The sequence below is a fragment of the Bradyrhizobium sp. CCH5-F6 genome, assembly GCF_001556045.1.
Classification (GTDB): Bacteria; Pseudomonadota; Alphaproteobacteria; order Rhizobiales; family Xanthobacteraceae; genus Bradyrhizobium.
The window spans coordinates 193,278-210,034 of the sequence record NZ_LSIC01000073.1; the positions used below are offsets into that span (position 1 = coordinate 193,278).

Annotated in this window: 14 protein-coding genes and 1 tRNA gene; 8 read left to right on the plus strand and 7 right to left on the minus strand. The window is 62.6% G+C overall.

Features of this window, described 5'->3' with window-relative positions; translation table 11 throughout:
- Window positions 1-9 precede the first annotated feature (9 nt).
- A complete protein-coding gene (locus AX729_RS13435) occupies window positions 10-1,230 on the plus strand; it encodes a ubiquinone biosynthesis hydroxylase (protein ID WP_061023711.1) in 1,221 nt (406 codons plus the stop codon).
- A gap of 54 nt (window positions 1,231-1,284) precedes the next feature.
- On the opposite strand, the gene AX729_RS13440 is transcribed toward AX729_RS13435, so the two are convergent.
- The 3 genes from AX729_RS13440 to trxA form a co-directional block, all read right to left on the minus strand.
- Entirely contained in the window at window positions 1,285-1,482 is a 198-nt protein-coding gene (locus tag AX729_RS13440; RefSeq protein WP_061023851.1) for a Trm112 family protein, read from the minus strand.
- 269 nt (window positions 1,483-1,751) lie between these two features.
- Window positions 1,752-2,426 (minus strand): LON peptidase substrate-binding domain-containing protein, encoded by a 675-nt coding sequence (locus tag AX729_RS13445; RefSeq protein WP_061023713.1) that lies wholly within the window; start codon window positions 2,424-2,426, stop codon window positions 1,752-1,754.
- A 32-nt stretch (window positions 2,427-2,458) separates the two neighbouring features.
- A complete protein-coding gene (gene trxA / locus AX729_RS13450; RefSeq protein ID WP_061023716.1) occupies window positions 2,459-3,382 on the minus strand; it encodes a thioredoxin in 924 nt (307 codons plus the stop codon).
- 272 nt (window positions 3,383-3,654) lie between these two features.
- Here trxA and AX729_RS13455 point away from each other — a divergent pair.
- The 6 genes from AX729_RS13455 (at window position 3,655) to AX729_RS13480 (ending at window position 12,088) form a co-directional block, all read left to right on the plus strand.
- Window positions 3,655-3,729 (plus strand) — tRNA-Gly (locus AX729_RS13455).
- Between the two features lie 170 nt (window positions 3,730-3,899).
- Complete coding sequence (locus AX729_RS13460) at window positions 3,900-7,712, plus strand: hypothetical protein (RefSeq protein ID WP_061023718.1); 3,813 nt, start codon at window positions 3,900-3,902, stop codon at window positions 7,710-7,712.
- A gap of 331 nt (window positions 7,713-8,043) precedes the next feature.
- On the plus strand, window positions 8,044-8,298 hold the full coding sequence (locus AX729_RS40905; RefSeq protein ID WP_061023721.1) for a hypothetical protein: 255 nt from the start codon (window positions 8,044-8,046) through the stop codon (window positions 8,296-8,298).
- A gap of 378 nt (window positions 8,299-8,676) precedes the next feature.
- Window positions 8,677-9,663, plus strand: a complete 987-nt coding sequence (locus AX729_RS13470; RefSeq protein ID WP_061023723.1) for an NAD-dependent epimerase/dehydratase family protein — start codon at window positions 8,677-8,679, stop codon at window positions 9,661-9,663.
- A gap of 375 nt (window positions 9,664-10,038) precedes the next feature.
- Entirely contained in the window at window positions 10,039-11,319 is a 1,281-nt protein-coding gene (locus AX729_RS13475; RefSeq protein ID WP_061023725.1) for a PQQ-dependent sugar dehydrogenase, read from the plus strand.
- Between the two features lie 184 nt (window positions 11,320-11,503).
- Window positions 11,504-12,088 carry a c-type cytochrome gene (locus AX729_RS13480; RefSeq protein WP_061023727.1) on the plus strand — a complete coding sequence of 195 codons (585 nt, stop codon included), beginning with the start codon at window positions 11,504-11,506 and terminating at the stop codon, window positions 12,086-12,088.
- A gap of 77 nt (window positions 12,089-12,165) precedes the next feature.
- Here the strand turns inward: AX729_RS13480 and panE are convergent, their stop codons facing one another.
- The 4 genes from panE to AX729_RS13500 form a co-directional block, all read right to left on the minus strand.
- Complete coding sequence (panE, locus tag AX729_RS13485; RefSeq protein ID WP_061023729.1) at window positions 12,166-13,089, minus strand: 2-dehydropantoate 2-reductase; 924 nt, start codon at window positions 13,087-13,089, stop codon at window positions 12,166-12,168.
- Between the two features lie 112 nt (window positions 13,090-13,201).
- The gene (locus AX729_RS13490; protein WP_197433589.1) at window positions 13,202-13,816 is read right to left on the minus strand and encodes a 2-hydroxychromene-2-carboxylate isomerase; all 615 of its coding nucleotides are present in this window, start codon (window positions 13,814-13,816) and stop codon (window positions 13,202-13,204) included.
- A gap of 92 nt (window positions 13,817-13,908) precedes the next feature.
- The gene (locus tag AX729_RS13495) at window positions 13,909-15,258 is read right to left on the minus strand and encodes an MATE family efflux transporter (protein ID WP_197433590.1); all 1,350 of its coding nucleotides are present in this window, start codon (window positions 15,256-15,258) and stop codon (window positions 13,909-13,911) included.
- 84 nt (window positions 15,259-15,342) lie between these two features.
- A complete protein-coding gene (locus AX729_RS13500; protein WP_061023735.1) occupies window positions 15,343-15,927 on the minus strand; it encodes a DUF2239 family protein in 585 nt (194 codons plus the stop codon).
- 164 nt (window positions 15,928-16,091) lie between these two features.
- Between AX729_RS13500 and AX729_RS13505 the strand changes: the two genes are divergently transcribed.
- Window positions 16,092-16,757: a glutathione S-transferase family protein gene (locus tag AX729_RS13505; RefSeq protein WP_061023737.1), complete on the plus strand. Its 666-nt coding sequence runs from the start codon at window positions 16,092-16,094 to the stop codon at window positions 16,755-16,757.

Below are 16,757 nucleotides of genomic sequence, written 5' to 3' on the forward strand. Positions count from 1 at the left end.
AAGTCGGATATGTCGGTACAGGGTAGCATAGTCATCGGCGGCGGCGCGTTTGCAGGCCTGGCCCTGGCGCTCGCGCTGCGCCAGGGGCTCGGGCCGGACATCCCCGTCATCGTGGCCGATCCTGCGCTCGCCACGCGTCCGAGCCGCGACCCGCGCGCGACGGCGATCGTGGCCGCCTGCCGCCGCCTGTTCGAGGCGATCGGCGCCTGGGACGACGTCAGGGGCGACGCGCAGCCGATCCTCGACATGGTCGTCACCGATTCCAGGCTGGAGGATGCTACCCGCCCAGTGTTCCTGAATTTCGCCGGCGATGTCGCGCCGGGCGAGCCCTTCGCGCATATGGTCGAGAACCGCCGCCTGATCGATGCGCTGGTGGTGCGTGCAGAGGCCGAGGGCATCGATCTTCGCGCAACCGCCGTGACCTCCTACGATGCGCGTTCCGAAGGCATCGACGTGACGCTCGGTGACGGCAGCGTCGTCGCGGCGAGTCTTCTCGTCGCCGCCGACGGCGCAAGGTCGAAGCTGCGCGAGCGCGCCGGCATCGCCACCCATGGCTGGGAGTACGACCAGTCCGGCATCGTCGTCACCGTCGGCCATGAGCGCGACCACGAGGGCCGCGCCGAAGAGCATTTCCTGCCCGCGGGTCCCTTCGCGATCCTGCCGCTGTCGGGCAAGCGCTCGTCGCTGGTGTGGACCGAGCGCCGAGCCGAGGCCGCGCGCATCGTTGCGCTCAGCGACGAGGAATTCCACGCCGAGCTCGAACAGCGATTCGGCCTGCATCTCGGCGAGGTGAAGACGCTCGACAAGCCGCGCGCGTTTCCGCTGTCGTATTTCGTTGCGCGCTCCTTCATCGCCGAGCGCCTCGCGCTGGTCGGCGATGCCGCCCATGTCATCCATCCGATCGCGGGCCAGGGCCTCAACATGGGCCTGAAGGACGTCGCTGCGCTGGCGGAAGTGGTCGTCGATGCCGCGCGGCTGGGCATGGATATCGGCGCCGCCGACGTGCTCGAACGCTACCAGCGCTGGCGCCGCTTCGACACCATGGCGATGGGCGTTGCCACCAACTCGCTGAACTTCCTGTTCTCCAACCAGTCGACGCTGTTGCGCACGGTCCGCGACATCGGCCTCGGCCTCGTCGACCGCGCACCGCCGCTGAAGAATCTCTTCATCCGCCAGGCCGCGGGGCTCACCGGCGAGGTGCCGCGGCTGTTGAAGGGCGAGGCGTTGTGAGGGCGAATGGTGAGTAGCGAGCGAATCCATTCGCTATTCGCTACTCCCTCACATTCAATCGATCTTTCGCGCCTCTTCCGGCAGCATGATCGGAATGCCGTCGCGGATCGGATAAGCGAGCTTGGCGCTGCGGGAGATCAGCTCCTGCCTTGCAGAATCGAACTCCAGCGGGCCCTTGGTCAGCGGGCAAACCAGGATCTCCAGCAATTTGGGGTCGACGCTGTTTTCGGGACGTTCGGTGGTCACGTTCATGATGGTCTCCGGCGGTCGGCTTGCCTCTAAAGCATGATCCGGAAAAGTGCGCAGCGGTTTTCCGAAAAGATCATGCTTCAACAACAACCTAAAGCGCGATGACGATTTGTCCTCATCGCATCGCGATTTAGCATAGAAATTCGCGCCCGCCCATCGCCGGCCTTGAGTGTCATGAGATCGCAATGAACGTCATCGCGCTTACTGATCCTTTCTGAGAGCCACTGCGCACTCGCCTCTACTTGGACTTGGACTGATGGACCGCGCGCCGCTCACTGCAACGGAGGATCGCCGCTGGTGCGCTTCTTGGCGAGGTCCATCTCGGTGACCGCGATCAGGATCTCGGCGCGAGTCTTCAAATCGGGCGCTTCCAGCATGGCCTGCTTCTCCGCGGGGCCGTAGGGCGACATCATCGCCAGCGCGTTGACGAGCGCCTCGTTGGGCGCGCTCTCGACGCCTTCCCAGTCGACCTTGAGATTGTTGGCCTTCAGGAAGTCAGCGAGCACCGTCAGCAGCGCCTCGCGATCGACCTCTTCCTCGCCCATGCGCGCGGTGAAGTCGTCGACGAAGGCGAAGAAGTCCACCTTGCATTGCCGGTAGGCGGTCAGCACCTCGAGCTCCTCGAGCACCTTGAAGCGTGCGACGCCGGTGAGCTCGAGGATGTAGCGGCCGTCGCCGGATTCGGCGAGCTGGGTGATGCGGCCGACGCAGCCGACGCGGAACAGCGCCGGCTTGTCGGAATTCTTCGAGTGCGCCACGTCGGGCTGGATCATGCCGATGAGGCGATGCCCGTCGCGGAAGGAATCGTCGACCATCGCGAGGTAGCGCGGCTCGAAGATGTTGAGCGGCATCTGGCCGCGGGGCAGCAGCAGCGCACCCGGCAGCGGAAACACCGGAATGATCTCCGGAAGGTCGGCGGGCCCGCGATATTCGATGTTGATCGGCATCTGCCCGGTCCCCCCTGGCGTTGCCAGTGTCCTTACGAAAACAGGATCGTCGACAAGCGCTTGCGTCCCTCGACGGTTGCATCATCCGTGCCGCCCCAGGCCTCGAAGAACTGCACCAGCTGCTTGCGGGCGCCGTCGTCGTTCCATTTGCGGTCACGCTTGACGATCTCGAGCAGCTGCTCGGTCGCGGCGGCACGGTTGCCTTGCGCGTTGAGCGCGGTGGCGAGGTCGAATCGAGCCTGATGATCGAGCGGGTTTGCGGCGACTTTCTGTTCCAGCTCGGCGACCGGCCCAAGCGATTTCGCCTGCTCGGCGAGATCGATCGCGGCCTGCACGGCCTTCACGGCCGGGTCGTTGCGCTTGGATTCCGGCACCATGGCCAGCGTCTGCTTGGCCTGCTCCATCGCGCCGGAGACGGCGTAGCACTTCGCAAGGCCGGCAAGCGCCGGGATGTTGGTCGATTCGTACTGCAGCACTTCTGCGTAGATTTGGGCGGCCGCAGCGGCGTCGCCCTCGGCGAGCACGGCTTCGGCCTCCTGCAGGATCTCGGCGATATTCGGCTCGCCTGGTGCAGTGACGCCCTTGGTCAGCTTCTCGATGAAGGCGTTGACCTGGCTCTCCGGCACGGCGCCCATGAATCCATCGGCCGGCTGGCCGTTGACGAAGGCGATCACGGCCGGGATCGACTGGATGCCCATCTGGCCCGGGATCGCCGGATGGTGGTCGATGTTCATCTTGACCAGCTTGACCTTGCCCTTGGCCGCCTTCACCGCCTTTTCCAGCACGGGGGTGAGCTGCTTGCAGGGGCCGCACCACTCCGCCCAGAAATCGATCAGCACCGGCTGGCGCTTCGATTCCTCGATCACGTCCTTCACGAAGGTCTGGGTGGTGGTGTCCTTGATCAGGTCGGCCGCAGCCGGGCCTGCCGCTCCGTTACCCTGGTCGATGATCGTCACGGGATCCCCTCGTCATGTCTGGAATGGCGGCTCTTTAGCATGCCGCCACATCATATGCTTGTTGTCGGCTCCTAAATTGGGCCGGGCCGGCCGAATTTCAATCCAGGCGACCCGATTCGCCGGTTCCGGAGCCGTTTCGGGCGGTTTGGTCGCATTCAGGGTCCATATGGGGCCTCCAATTGCGAATTGATGCCGCCGGTAGCTGTTGCATTCCCCTCCCGCTTTTGGCATACGACAGCCGTTGCCGGCGCGTCACGCGACCGACACAGGATGCGGGTGTAGCTCAGTGGTAGAGCACGACCTTGCCAAGGTCGGGGTCGAGGGTTCGAGCCCCTTCGCCCGCTCCAATTTTTCTCCAAGCGAGAATGGACCGCTTCCTGTGGAGAAGTGCTCCTCTTTGGAGCAATTATCAAATTTTCCAATGAGCGTCGACAGGACGATCCCCTGCTGCGCAATGATTCCCGAAGGTTGCGATTTCTTATATGGTCGCGTTCCGGCGGATTGATTCCTTAATGGCATGTTTGAAATCACCGGCGACCATATTGCCGAATTGAGCGACGAAGACTTGCGCGGCCTTATCGGCATCCTTTGCGAAGCAGAAATGCGCCGCCGGGGGCTCCCTGTTTCTGCCATCACCTGGGGCGGCGACCAGAATGCCAAAGACGGCGGGCTCGACGTTCGCGTCTCGCTTCCTGCCACCACCCTTATCGAAGGATTTGTCTCGAGACCTTCAACGGGTTTCCAAGTCAAGAAATCCGACATGCCAAGAAGTGCCGTCATTGAGGAGATGAGGCCCAAGGGCGTGATACGGCCCTCCATCGCCGCATTGGCTGAGGAGTCCGGTGCCTACGTTATGGTGAGCGCCGATGGTTCGACCACGGACACAGCGTTGAAGGACCGACGCGCGGCGATGGCAGAGGCGATGCAAGGCGTCCCGCATGCGGACAAGCTTGCTTTAGACTTTCTGGATAGAGGCCGAGTTGCGACCTGGGTCCGCGATCATCCAGGCATCATCCCGTGGGTTCGCAAGAAGATCGGAAAGGCCATTCCGGGATGGTGTTCGTACGGTGCCTGGTCTCACGCGCCGGATGCCAACAATCCAGATTATCTCGCTGACGACGCGGCAAGGATAAGAACTGGGACCCAAGGCGAGGGCGACGGGTTCTCGGCGATCGATGGCATCAATCGCATTCGCGATGTTCTTCGAACTCCTGGCCAGGTCGTTCGCCTCGTGGGTCTGTCCGGCGTTGGCAAGACCCGCTTACTGGAAGCGCTGTTCGACGCGAAGATCGGAGCGAATGCGCTCGATCCGGCGCTCGCCGCCTATACCGACGCTGCCGATACGTCTGACCCGCAACCGGCGAGCCTTGCAGCGGACCTACTGGCCGAACATCGGCGTATGATCCTTGTTATCGATAACTGCCCGGCCGATCTGCACCGGAAGCTTTCCGAGATCGTCCGCGTTTCCGGCAGCACGCTGAGCGTGATCACGGTCGAATATGATATTCGCGAGGACCAGCCGGAAGGAACCGCCGTTTTTTCGCTGGAGGCCTCTTCCAACGACCTCATTGAAAAGCTCATTGCTCGCCGCTTCCCTCAACTGTCGCAGGTCGACCGCCAGACGATCGCGGAGTTTTCCGGCGGCAATGCGCGCATCGCGATCGCCCTTGCCGGTACCGTGGAGAAAGACGAGACGATAGCGGGGCTGAGTGATGCGAACCTGTTGGTCCGGCTGATTCAACAGCGCCACCCGCCAGATGAATCCCTGCTCCTAATCGCCCAGGTATGCTCGCTGGTCTATTCTTTTCAGGGCCATGATCTGGAGGGTGAGAACGCGGAGTTGCCAATTCTGGGCGCGCTCATCGGCAAGACGGCCGACCAGATGTACATGGGCGTCGCTGAATTGCGCCGCCGGGATCTGGTTCAACAACGCGGCGTATGGCGGGCCGTATTGCCCCACGCCATCGCTAATCGGCTTGCGCCAATGGCGCTCCAAAACATACCGCCTCAAAGGATCGATACGGCGATTATCAACGGCAAATCCGACCGATTGTTGCGCTCCCTTTCCCGGCGGCTCGGTTATCTCGACACCAGCAAGGAAGCGCGTGCCATTGTGGCAGCGTGGCTCGCGCCGGGAGGACTTCTGCACGACGTTTTGAATCTTTCTGATCTCGGCAACGCCATCTTCCACAATGTCGCGCCTGTAATGCCGGAGGCCGTACTCGCTGCGCTTGAGCGCGCAATAGCCCAGGCGGATGATTCAACGTTGGAACGTACCAAGCATTTCATCACTCTTATCCGTTCCCTTGCGTTTGACACCGAGTTCTTCGAGCGGGGTATTGCTCTTCTTTTGCGCTTCCACGCAGTCGAAACCGACCACTCTCGCATCGATGCTGACGCAGGACACGTGATCGTGTCGTTTTGCCACATTTATCTCTCAGGCACTCATGCGACCGTTCAACAGCGCCTTGCGCTTATCGAGACGCTTCTCAGATCGCCGCAACCCAAGCAGCAAGCTCTTGGAGCAGAAGCGTTGGAGGCCATGTTTCAGACGGACCATTTTTCCTCGGGATACCTGTTCGAGTTCGGTGCGCGCTCCCGTGATCATGGCTCGTTTCCTAGGTCTGACGAAGATATCGTCGAATGGTACGGCTCGGCACTTAAGCTCGCGGAGGAGATTGCCGCGACTGGTCTGCCTGCGGCGGAACCTGCGAAGCGAGCCGTTGCGAACGGGTTTCGTGGCCTATGGGCCCATGCCAAGCTTGCCGAAGACCTCGATCGATTGGCGCGAACCTTCGCCGGGAATGGATTTTGGCGGGACGGTTGGATTGCCACCCGACAAACACGTGCCCATGGTGGCAAGCAGCTTTCACCGGAGTCATTGGATAAGCTCAAGGCGTTAGAGGAGTTTCTGCGACCCAAGGACCTCGTTGCCAAAGTACGTGGGATCGTACTGGAGAGTCACGGCAGTGGTCTCGGCTACGACGAAATGGACGACGCCGAAGACCTTGATACTTACGACTTCGAGGCTGCGGAAAAGCGAGCCGCCGTCGCCGTCGAGCAACTAGGAAGAGACGTGGCGGCGGACCCTACCGTCCTTGAGGCACTTCTGCCGGATTTACTCGCCGGTGGACCTCGCCTCGCCGCGTTTGGTCGCGCGCTAGCGCTAGGTGCCGATGAGCCCGTCGCGATCTGGACCACGCTAGTTGCTCACCTAGCCGCCAATCCGAACGATAATGTTACCGTCATGGGCGGCTTTCTCTCGGGCTTGCAGTCGGCGAATCCGGATCAGGTCAACGTTCTACTCGATGAAGCTGTTTCTGATCCGACCTTGGCGCCTTGGTTTCCGTACCTGCAAGCCTGCGTAGCAATCGACGAACGAGGCGTTGCCCGGCTTCACCAGTCGCTGGAATTGGGCTCGGCGCCGTTAGAGAGGTACGCGAGCCTCGCGTGGGGACGTGCTTCGGACCATATTCCCGCCGTGGCCTTCCGTGACCTTGTCGTGGCAATTTCTGAAGAAGGTGGTTTCGACCAGGCGCTTCATATTATCTCTATGCGCCTTTTCTCGGATCGAGCCGGCAAGCGCGACCCGCTCCCCGAAACCATTGAAGCAGGACGCCAAGTGCTGGGTACGTTCAAGCTTCGTGCCTCTAGACGGAGGGCGCAGCGCGAAGACCACGATCTTGCATTGGTGGCAACGAACTGCCTTGTTGGAGCTGAGGGAGCGTCTGTCGCAAAAGCGCTGGCGCATATGTTGACGGCAGCATCCACCGATTACCGGCTGGGCGCCGGTGACTACCCAGGCCTAGTCAAGGCGCTACTTGCCGTTCAGCCTGTGGCAATGCTTGATGAGATGTTTACGGGCGACGACAAGTCAGTAGAAAACGGCGTCCGCTTCATCGCGGCTCTTGAGCGGCGACGCGCAAGTCCGCTTGACGGCGTTTCGCTCGAAGCCTTGATCGAATGGTGCGAGGCCGGTCCCAACACGCGATATGATATCGTCGCCGCGATAGGGGTTCTTTTCAAAAAGGAAAGCGATACGGCCCCGCTGCAGTGGACTCCCCTTGCTGGCTCATTGCTCCAACGTGCGCCTGACCCAGAACGTATGCTGGCGCAGATGGTTCAGCGCCTGTCCTTCAATAGCTGGAGCGGTTCTTGGGCAACGAAAATGGACGGTCGCCTAAAGCTTCTCGAAGGTCTTGATGTCGGCGACAACGCTACCTTGCAGAAGGCAAAGGCGAAAGCAGTAAAGCGGATCAATTCGCAGATCGAGGTTGCACGCCAACAGGAGGCCGACAAAGACCGCCAGCGGAATGCGCGGTTTGAATAGGGGGCGCATCGCTTGACAAGCGTGGCTCAATCTTAGCGATGCGGCGCATCGTTACCCTCTTTCGCGGCCAGCCCAAGCCTCCCCTAAATCGGTGGGCACTTGTAGCGCAGGAAAGTGAGAAGTGTCAGATGGCGAAACGGCAGCAAATGTGCTCAACAGGGATGAGCCTCTTGACCATCTTTTGCGGTGTAAGTTTTCCCAACTGCCTCGGACGAAGGTTGGTAGCAAGTTCGAGGGTCGCCAGGGGGCTACGGGCTCGCAGGGTCTTCAAAGGCTCTAACTCAATGGACTTTCAGCCCTTCCGGCCCCATCTTCCATAGTAGAAGCATCCATGTCCGCCCAATGTTCTGCGAACAAAGCCGGGTACACTGCTGGCGTCATCCAGCGGTTGGCGGCCGCGAACAACGTCGCTGTGGTCGTGACCTCAAACGACGTCTTTGCACATCACGTGACGCGGCTCTCCGGCGATGACGTGAATTTCGATCCGATCGAGAATTCCATTGTCGCGCTCCAGCGCGCCGGAATCTTGGACCGTGTTCAGGCCGTACGCCTTCAGGCGCGCTATCTTCGCGAAAGCCGTCCGTGACGTTTAATCCTTTCGGGGATTTTGTGAGGCGCGGCAATCTGCGCAACGTCCGAAGAACCAGGCAAGGGCAAGCTTGACGCTTACCTCAAACCATTCATCCGAAAGCGCTCGCAAATGAAAGACGTTGCGGACGCAATAAAGCGCGCGCCGGGGTTGGATGGCGTCAACACGGACACGGTTGCAGGCGAGACGAGCAATCCAACGCGCAAGGCGTAATACGAAGCGCAAGAAGCAAAGCGCAAGGGCGGGCAAGGTACTCAGAAAGGCGGGTAATTCAATCGCAGCTTCGGCATTGACTTGGAGAGCCGCGACCGCAACATTCATTGGAATGGAAGCTTGGTTTTCCGAGTCGCGGCCAGCTGTGTGTAGGGTTTCGCAATGACAATCCTGGTCACCGGCAGCGCCGGCCATCTCGGGGAGGCCATCCTGCGGACGCTCGGTGGACGCGGTTCCCCAGCGCGCGGGGTCGATCTGAAGCCATCGCCCTTTACCGATGCCGTCGGCTCCATCGTCGATCCCGACTTCGTGCGGCGCCAGATGACGGGCGTCACTGCCGTCATCCACACCGCGACCCTGCACAAGCCGCATGTGGCGACCCACTCCAGGCAGGACTTCGTCGATACCAACGTCACCGGGACGCTCAATTTGCTCGAGGCGGCCGTGGCGGCCGGTGTGAGGAGCTTCGTCTTCACCAGCACCACCAGCGCGTTCGGCTCGCAGCTTCGCCCCGAGGCGGGACAGGCCGCGGTGTGGGTCACCGAGGATCTGCCGTCCGTCCCGAAGAACATCTACGGCACGACCAAGCTGATGGCCGAGACTCTCTGCGAGCTGTTCTTTCGCGAACGCGCCCTGCCCGTCGTGGTCCTGCGGACCTCGCGCTTCTTTCCAGAGGACGATGACGATCCGGCGATGCGGTCGGCCTACGCGCTCGAGAACGCGCAGGCCAACGAGCTGCTCTATCGACGGCTGGACATCGCGGACGCCGTGAGCGCGCATCTGCTCGCCGCCGAGCGCGCGCCAGGAATCGGTTTCGCCCGGTACATCGTCTCGGCCACCAGCCCGTTCGAGCAGCGTCATCTCGCCGCGCTCGCGCGCGATGCGGCCGGTGTCGTGCGCGAGCTCTATCCGGAGTGCGCGCAGCTCTACGCGCAGCGCGGCTGGCGGCTCTTCGCCGCGATCGACCGCGTCTATGTCAACGACCGCGCGCGGCGCGAGCTGGGCTGGCGGCCTGAATTCGACTTCGCGCATGTGCTGCGCTGCCTGGAAGGTGACCGCGATTTTCGCAGTGCGGTGGCGCGCGAGGTCGGGTCGAAAGGCTATCATGACACGGTGTTCGACGACGGGCCCTACCCCGTCGCCTCGTAAGCGCCTCGATTGCGTTTTTGCTCGACGCTTCAAACGTCTGTCCGGTCTCACCGGGAACAGGCTGGCCTGAGCCGTTCTACTGTGCATGGGGTTGTTTTCGCGTTTTTGCATCGGCCGCCCCAAGCGCCGCCTGCAAATGATCCTCGCGCCACTTTGATTTCGCGTTGCAGCGAGAGCATTGCTCCCGCGGCGCTCGCCCTCGTTGACGTTCCGTCTCAATTTTCTCGCGAGCACGGTGCACGCGATACGCTTCTCACCGCTGGCGGATGTGCTAACCTTTTCGTGTCTGTCGAGCCGACGGACCCAAACTTCGCCTCTCGACTAGCAGAACAAAATAACGCGCAGCCCTGACGGCTGCCTTAGGGGAGTGACGCGATGAAATTCCATCGATCCGTCTTTCAATCCGTTCTGGCGCTTGCAGCGGTTGCCCTTCTCGCGGGGACCAGCGCTGGCCACGCGCAACAGCAGGACAAGAACAAGCCGCTGAAGAAATACGAATCCGGCACCAAGGAGTTCTGGACTCATCCGCCGGACGACTGGTTCCTCGGCGACGAGACCGAGGCGCAGAAGGGCCTCGCGCCGCCGTCGGGACCGCCGACCGGCGCCTCCGACGCCGAGCTCGCCAACATCGTCAAGAAGATCAAGCTGCCGGCGGGCTTCAAGATCGATGTCTACGCCTCGGGCGTGCTGGCTGCGCGGCAGATGGCCTGGGGTGACAAGGGCACCCTGTTCGTCGGCTCGTTCGGCCTCGGCAACGTCTATGCCATCAAGGACAACAACGGAAAGAAGGAGGTCAAGACTGTCCTCAAGGGCCTCAACATGCCCACCGGTGTCGCCTTCAGGGACGGCGCGCTCTACGTCATCGCCGTCGACAAGCTGATCCGCTACGACAACGCCGAAGCCAATCTCGACAATCTCGGCCAGGGCAAGGTCGTCTATGACGACATGCCCTCTTATGCCGCCCATGGCTGGAAATACATCGCGGTCGACAAGGAGGGCTGGTTCTTCCTGCCGTTCGGACCGCCCTTCAACATCGGCATTCCGCCGACCAGCGTGTCGCAGATCCGCCGTGTCGATCCCAAGACCGGCAACGCCGAGATCTACGCGCTCGGCGTCCGCAACTCGGTCGGCGGTGACGTCGATCCGCGCACCGGCAAATACTGGTTCACCGAGAATGCCCGCGACTGGATCAGCGATGACCTGCCTTCCGACAAGCTGAACATGATCAACAGGATCGGCGAGCATTTCGGCTATCCCTATTGCCACCAGGGCAATCTGCCTGACGACAAGTTCGCGATGGGCCACAAATGCTCCGAGTTCACACCGCCCGTGCTGAATCTCGGCGCCCATGTCGCTCCGCTCGGCATGAAGTTCTATACCGGCGACCAATTCCCCGCCGACTACAAGAACAACATCCTGATCGCCGAGCACGGCTCCTGGAATCGCCACAAGTACCAGGGCGCGCGCATCGTGCGCGTGATCGTCGGGCCTGACGGCAAGAACCCCAAGAAGGAGATCTTCGCCTCCGGCTGGCTCGAGGGCGACCAGGGCTATCTCGGCCGTCCCAACGACATCATCCTCGCCAAGGACGGGTCGATCCTCGTCGCCGACGATTGGGCCGGCGCGATCTACCGCATCAGCTACAGCAAGAAGTAGCGCGACCTAACGGAGAGGCTGCGACCGGTGACGGTTGCAGCCTCTTTTGTTCGTGACGGGCCTGCGGTGGAACGCGTTCGTCATGCCCGGACTTGATCCGGGAATCCATCAAAAGAGAAGCTTCTTGCAAGAGGGATGGATTGCCGGGTCAAGCCCGGCAATGGCAGCCGGAGAAAAATCAGCCATGCGGGTCGTTCGGTTCGGAATTCTGTCTGCGACGCTTCTGCTCGCATTCATCCCGGCCCATGCCGCCGACAATGCCGCGATCAAGGAGAAGGCCGCCGCCTGCGCCGGCTGCCACGGCGAGAACGGCATCTCGCAGACCGAGAACATTCCCTCGCTCGCCGGCCAGCCCGATCAATTCCTGCAGTGGCAGCTGGTGTTCTTTCGCGCCGGTGCGCGCAAGAACGAGCAGATGCAGCCGATCGTCGAGCAGATGACCAACGAGGATATCCGCAATTTCGGCGCTTACTTTTCGCAGCTCCCGCCGCCCAAAGGTCCGGAGGACAAAGATCCGGACTTGTCGAAAAAGGGCGCACAGGTCGCTGCCGGTCGCCGCTGCGCCTCATGCCATACGGACAGCTATGCCGGCACCAAGGGCGTCGCCCGGCTCGCCGGCCAGCGCCAGGAATATCTCGTCAAGGCGCTGCACGACTACAAGGCGGGTCAGCGCATCGGCAACGGCGTCGCTGCGATGGTCGATGTCGCCTATCGCATGAGCGACGAGGAAATCACCGCCGTCTCGCACTATCTGGCGCATTTGAAATAGCGCGAAGCCTTCGCCACAACGCCATTGTCGTCCCGGACAAGCGAGCGCGTAGATCAGGACGACGTTGCAGTGTGCAGTCAGCTCCCCCGCTGCTTCTCATACGCCTTCAGATGCGTATAGGCGATGCGCAGCTTCGGCACCGGCACCTTGGCCGCATCGGCGCGCGCGATCAGATCGCCGATGACGTGGTCGGCCTCGACCGGCAGGCCAGCCTTGATGTCGCGGAACATCGACGCGGTCATCGGCGAGCCTTCTGCGGTGAGGTTGCCCTTCACCCGCTCGAAGAACGGCCCGCCCGGCGGATAGCCGCATGCGGTGGCGATCGCGCTGGTCTCGTCCAGCATGCCGAGCAGGAAATCCCGGCCGCCGGGAGCCGCCAGGATGTCGCCGACGGAGGCGCGCATCAGGCTGGTGGACGCCGCGAGCGAGGAGAGGAACACCCACTTCTCCCACATGTCCTGCATGATGTTCTGGCTCGCGGTGGCGCCAGTGATGCCGCTCTTGAAGGCTTCGTCGATCGCCTTCACCCGGTCCGACATCTTGCCGTCGCGCTCGCCGTAATTGATCGACTGCATCGGCTGAAGCTGCACCACCTCGCGCTTTTCGTTCAAAGTCGCTGCGATGGCGCAGAGGCCGCCGAGCACCCGCTCCTTGCCGAACCTGGCATCCAGCGTGTCGAGATGCTTCATGCCGTTGAGCATTGGAATGATCGCGGTGTTCGGTCCGACCGCCGCGGCGAACGATTTGATGGCGTCGTCGAGGTCGAACGCCTTGCAGCTCAAGAGCACGACGTCGAACTTGTCCTTGAGCGCATCCGCCTGCACTGTCGGCGGATTTTTCAAGGTCACGTCGCCGTTCGGGCTCTTGATGACGAGGCCCGCGCTCGCGAGCTCGCTGGCGCGACGGGGCCGGACCAGGAAGGTGACGTCGCGGCCGGCCTGCAACAGCCTGCCACCAAAATAGCCGCCGATGGCGCCGGCGCCGACCACGAGGATACGCATGCAAGAGCTCCGTTATTGTTGTTCTTCGGACAAAAGCGAATGGCGAACAGGGGGTAGCGAATAGGATAGCAGATAACGAAACGCGAGTAACGTTTCCACTACTCGCCATTCATTACTCGCCCTTCCCCAACACCATTTCCTCGACCTCGCGCAGCTGTTCCTTGCCGAAGAACATCTCGTCGCCGACGAAGAAGGTCGGCGAGCCGAACGCGCCGCGGGCGACGGCCTCCTCGGTGTTCTTGATCAGCTTGCCCTTCACCTCGGGTTCCCCGGCGCGGGCGAACAGCTTTTGCGCGTCGAGGCCGGAGGAGGCCAGCGCCTTCGCCGCGATTTCAGGGTCGTCCATCTTCTTCGGCTCGCGCCACATGTGGTGGAAGGTGGCCTCGACATACTCTTCGAACACGCCTTCGAGCTGTGCCGCGATCGCCGCGCGCATCAGGTTCAGCGTGTTGACGGGGAAATGCGGATTCCAGACATAGGGCTGGACATGGAAGCGCTTGATGAAGCGCTCGGTCTCGATCGCCTGGAATTCACGCTTGTTCCTGATGCCGGCCAGGCTCTCCGCCGGCGACTTGTTGTTGGTCGACTTGAAGATGCCGCCGAGCAGGATCGGCACATACTCGAACTTGACGCCGATCCGCTGCTCGATCGCCGGAATCGCCAGATGGCTGAGATAGGCGTTGGGGCTGCCGAAGTCGAACAGGAATTGCGGGGCAGTGCGGGTCAAAATCATACTCCCTGACGTCGCTTTTTTTCATTGTGGCGCAGGCCGCGCCACGGGTCCACCGTTTAATGACGGTCATAATACTTAGGGTCCCGTCAGACCAGACGCCGGATCGCCTGCTTGCGCCACACCAGGACGTAATAGCCCATCTGCAAGACGAGCATGGCGCAGAACACGATCGGATAGGCAGCCCAGACGCCCTCGAGGCCGATCGCGCGGCTCAGGATCACCGCGGCCGGCAGCTCGATCGCGACAATCGCGAAGATCGACAGCAGCATCGGTGTCAAGGCGACGCCGGCCGCGCGCATCGCACCGGAAAACACGGTCGCCAAGCCGAACGGCACCGAGCTCCACAGGGCGATGTACAGCAGCCGTTTCGCCATATCGAGCACGGCGCCGTCGGTGATGAAGATGCCGAGCACCGCGCGCGGCATGAGGTAGATCAGCGCCACCAGCCCGCCGGTCAGGACGAGGTTGAAGATGAGGCCGGTGCGTACGATGCCGTCGAGCCGCGCCCTGTCGCCGCCGCCGATCGCTTGCGCGCCGAGGATCGAGACCGCGATCGAAATCGACATCGCCGTGAACTGCGTATAGCCCATCACCTGGTTGACGGCGCCATAAGCCGCAGTGGCGTCCGATCCGAAGCCGTTGACGAGGCCGAGCAGCACCAGCTCTGCGATGGCCATGGACATCATGCCGATCGCGGTCGGCAGTCCGATGCCGAGGATCTTTCCGAGCACGGCGCCGTTGAGCCGCAAATGACGGAGCAGTGCGGCGTCCGGCGCGAGCGGGTGCTTGCGTCGCAGCAGATAGACGGCCAGCATGATCAGCGTGAGCGCGTTCGAGATCGCGGCCGCCCATGCCGGACTGGTGATGCCGGTCGCCGGCAGTCCGGACCCACCGCGGATCAGCAATGGCGTCAGGATCAGGCCGATCGCGGTCGACGACGCCAGCGCCAGCAGCGGCGTCAGGGCGTCGCCGACGCCGCGGATCATCGCCGTCATCACCAGAAAGACGAAGCCGAGCGGCATTGTCAGCAACATGACTCTGGCATAGGCGCTGGCCTCATCGAGAATGTCGGCGGGCGTGGCGAGCGCCATCATCAATTGACGGCTGAACAGCCCACCAACCAGTGCAACCGAAATCGACAGCAGCAGGCCGACTGCGAGTGTCGTACCCGCGATGATCTTGATCCGGCCGTGCTCACCCGCGCCAAAGGCCTGGCCGATCAGCACGGTGGCGCCGGTGCTCAGCCCCATGACGAAGGCGAACAGGAAGAACATCACCGGGAAGAAGGCCGAGACCGCGGCGAGCGCCTCGACGCCGATCATCTGGCCGAGATAGACGTTGCTGACGGTGCCGAACAGCGATTGCAGGGCGTTGCTCAGCATCAAGGGCGCGAGGAAGCGGAGGAATGTGGTCCAGAGCGGTTTTGGAGCGGACATGGATCGGCCTTTCATCAGGGCGTGCGAAGCCGTTGCCGCGCAATGCGCGGCTCGGCCGTCGATGGGGTTGTGAAGAGCGCTGCCTTAAGCGCGGTCGCTGTAGGCGAGCTTGACGATGTGGTCGCGGATATCAGTCGGCCAATCGGCGATCAGTCCGGTGAAGCGCCGCCGGTCATCCGCGAACAGCGCGCGCGAGGCCTCCTCGAACTGCGGCAAGTCGCCGGCCATGGTCGACATGAAGTGATAGGCCGCATCGCGCGCCTGGCGCTCGCGGTCCTTGGCGCCGCTGGCGCGCCTGGCCTCGTCGACGAGCTTGCGCAGCGCGACCGAGGCACCGCCGGCTTGAGAGTTGAGCCACTCCCAGTGCCGCGGCAGCAAGGTCACCTCCCGCGCGACCACGCCGAGCTTCGGCCGGCCGCGTCCGCGCGGCTCCGTAGGCGGCTCGGCGCTTTCGGTCGCGGGTGGCGGCATGAGCTTGGCCAGCCGCGCCAGCACCTCGCGATCGTCGCCGCGCAGGTCGAAGTCGATCGACCGGCCCGTGCCGTCGTCGAAGATGATGATCGGCTGATCCAGCGGCTGTGTCGCCCGCTTGACGGCGAGCGCCACGTCGCCTGCCGTGCCGGAGGCCAGCCGGCGCTGGCCGACGAAGGCTGTGAAAGTCGCTTGCATTGGAATCGTTACCATATTGATCGCGTTGGCAGCTTAATACCCGGGTAAATTATTCGCGTCAATATACCCGGGTGAAAATATCTGCACCGACGGCTCGACAATGCGTTCCTAGGCTGGCACGAACGCGCGGCCGATCGACCACGCCAAGCCCTGAGGACCTCGCGATGCTGACCGTTCACCACCTCAACAATTCCCGCTCGCAGCGCGTGCTGTGGCTGCTCGAGGAGTTGGACGTGCCCTACGAGATCGTGCGCTACCAGCGCCAGCCGGACATGCGCGCGCCGAACGAGTTGCGCGCCATTCATCCGCTCGGCAAGTCGCCGGTCATCACGGACAACGGCAACACCATCGCCGAGTCGGGTGCGATCATCGAATATCTCATCGCCACCTACGGCAATGGCCGGCTGATTCCCCCGCCGAACACGCCGGAGCGCCTGCGCTACACCTATTGGCTGCATTATGCGGAGGGATCCGCGATGCAGCCCCTGCTGCTCAAGCTGCTGTTCACGCTGATGCCGAAGCGCGCGCCCGCCCTGCTGCGCCCGCTGGTTCGAAAGGTCTGCAACCAGGCGCTGACCGCGCTGGTCAATCCCCAGATCAAGCAGCACATGGACTATTGGGAAGGCGAGCTCGCCAAGAGCGAGTGGTTTGCGGGCAGCGAGTTCACCGCGGCCGATATCCAGATGAGCTTTCCGCTGGAAGCAGCCCAAGCGCGCGGTGGGCTGGAGCATGGCCATCCCAGGGCGATGGCGTTCCTGGAGCGCATCCACGCGCGGCCGGCCTATGCGCGCGCGCTGGAAAAAGGCGGGCCGTATCAGGTGGGCCGGTAA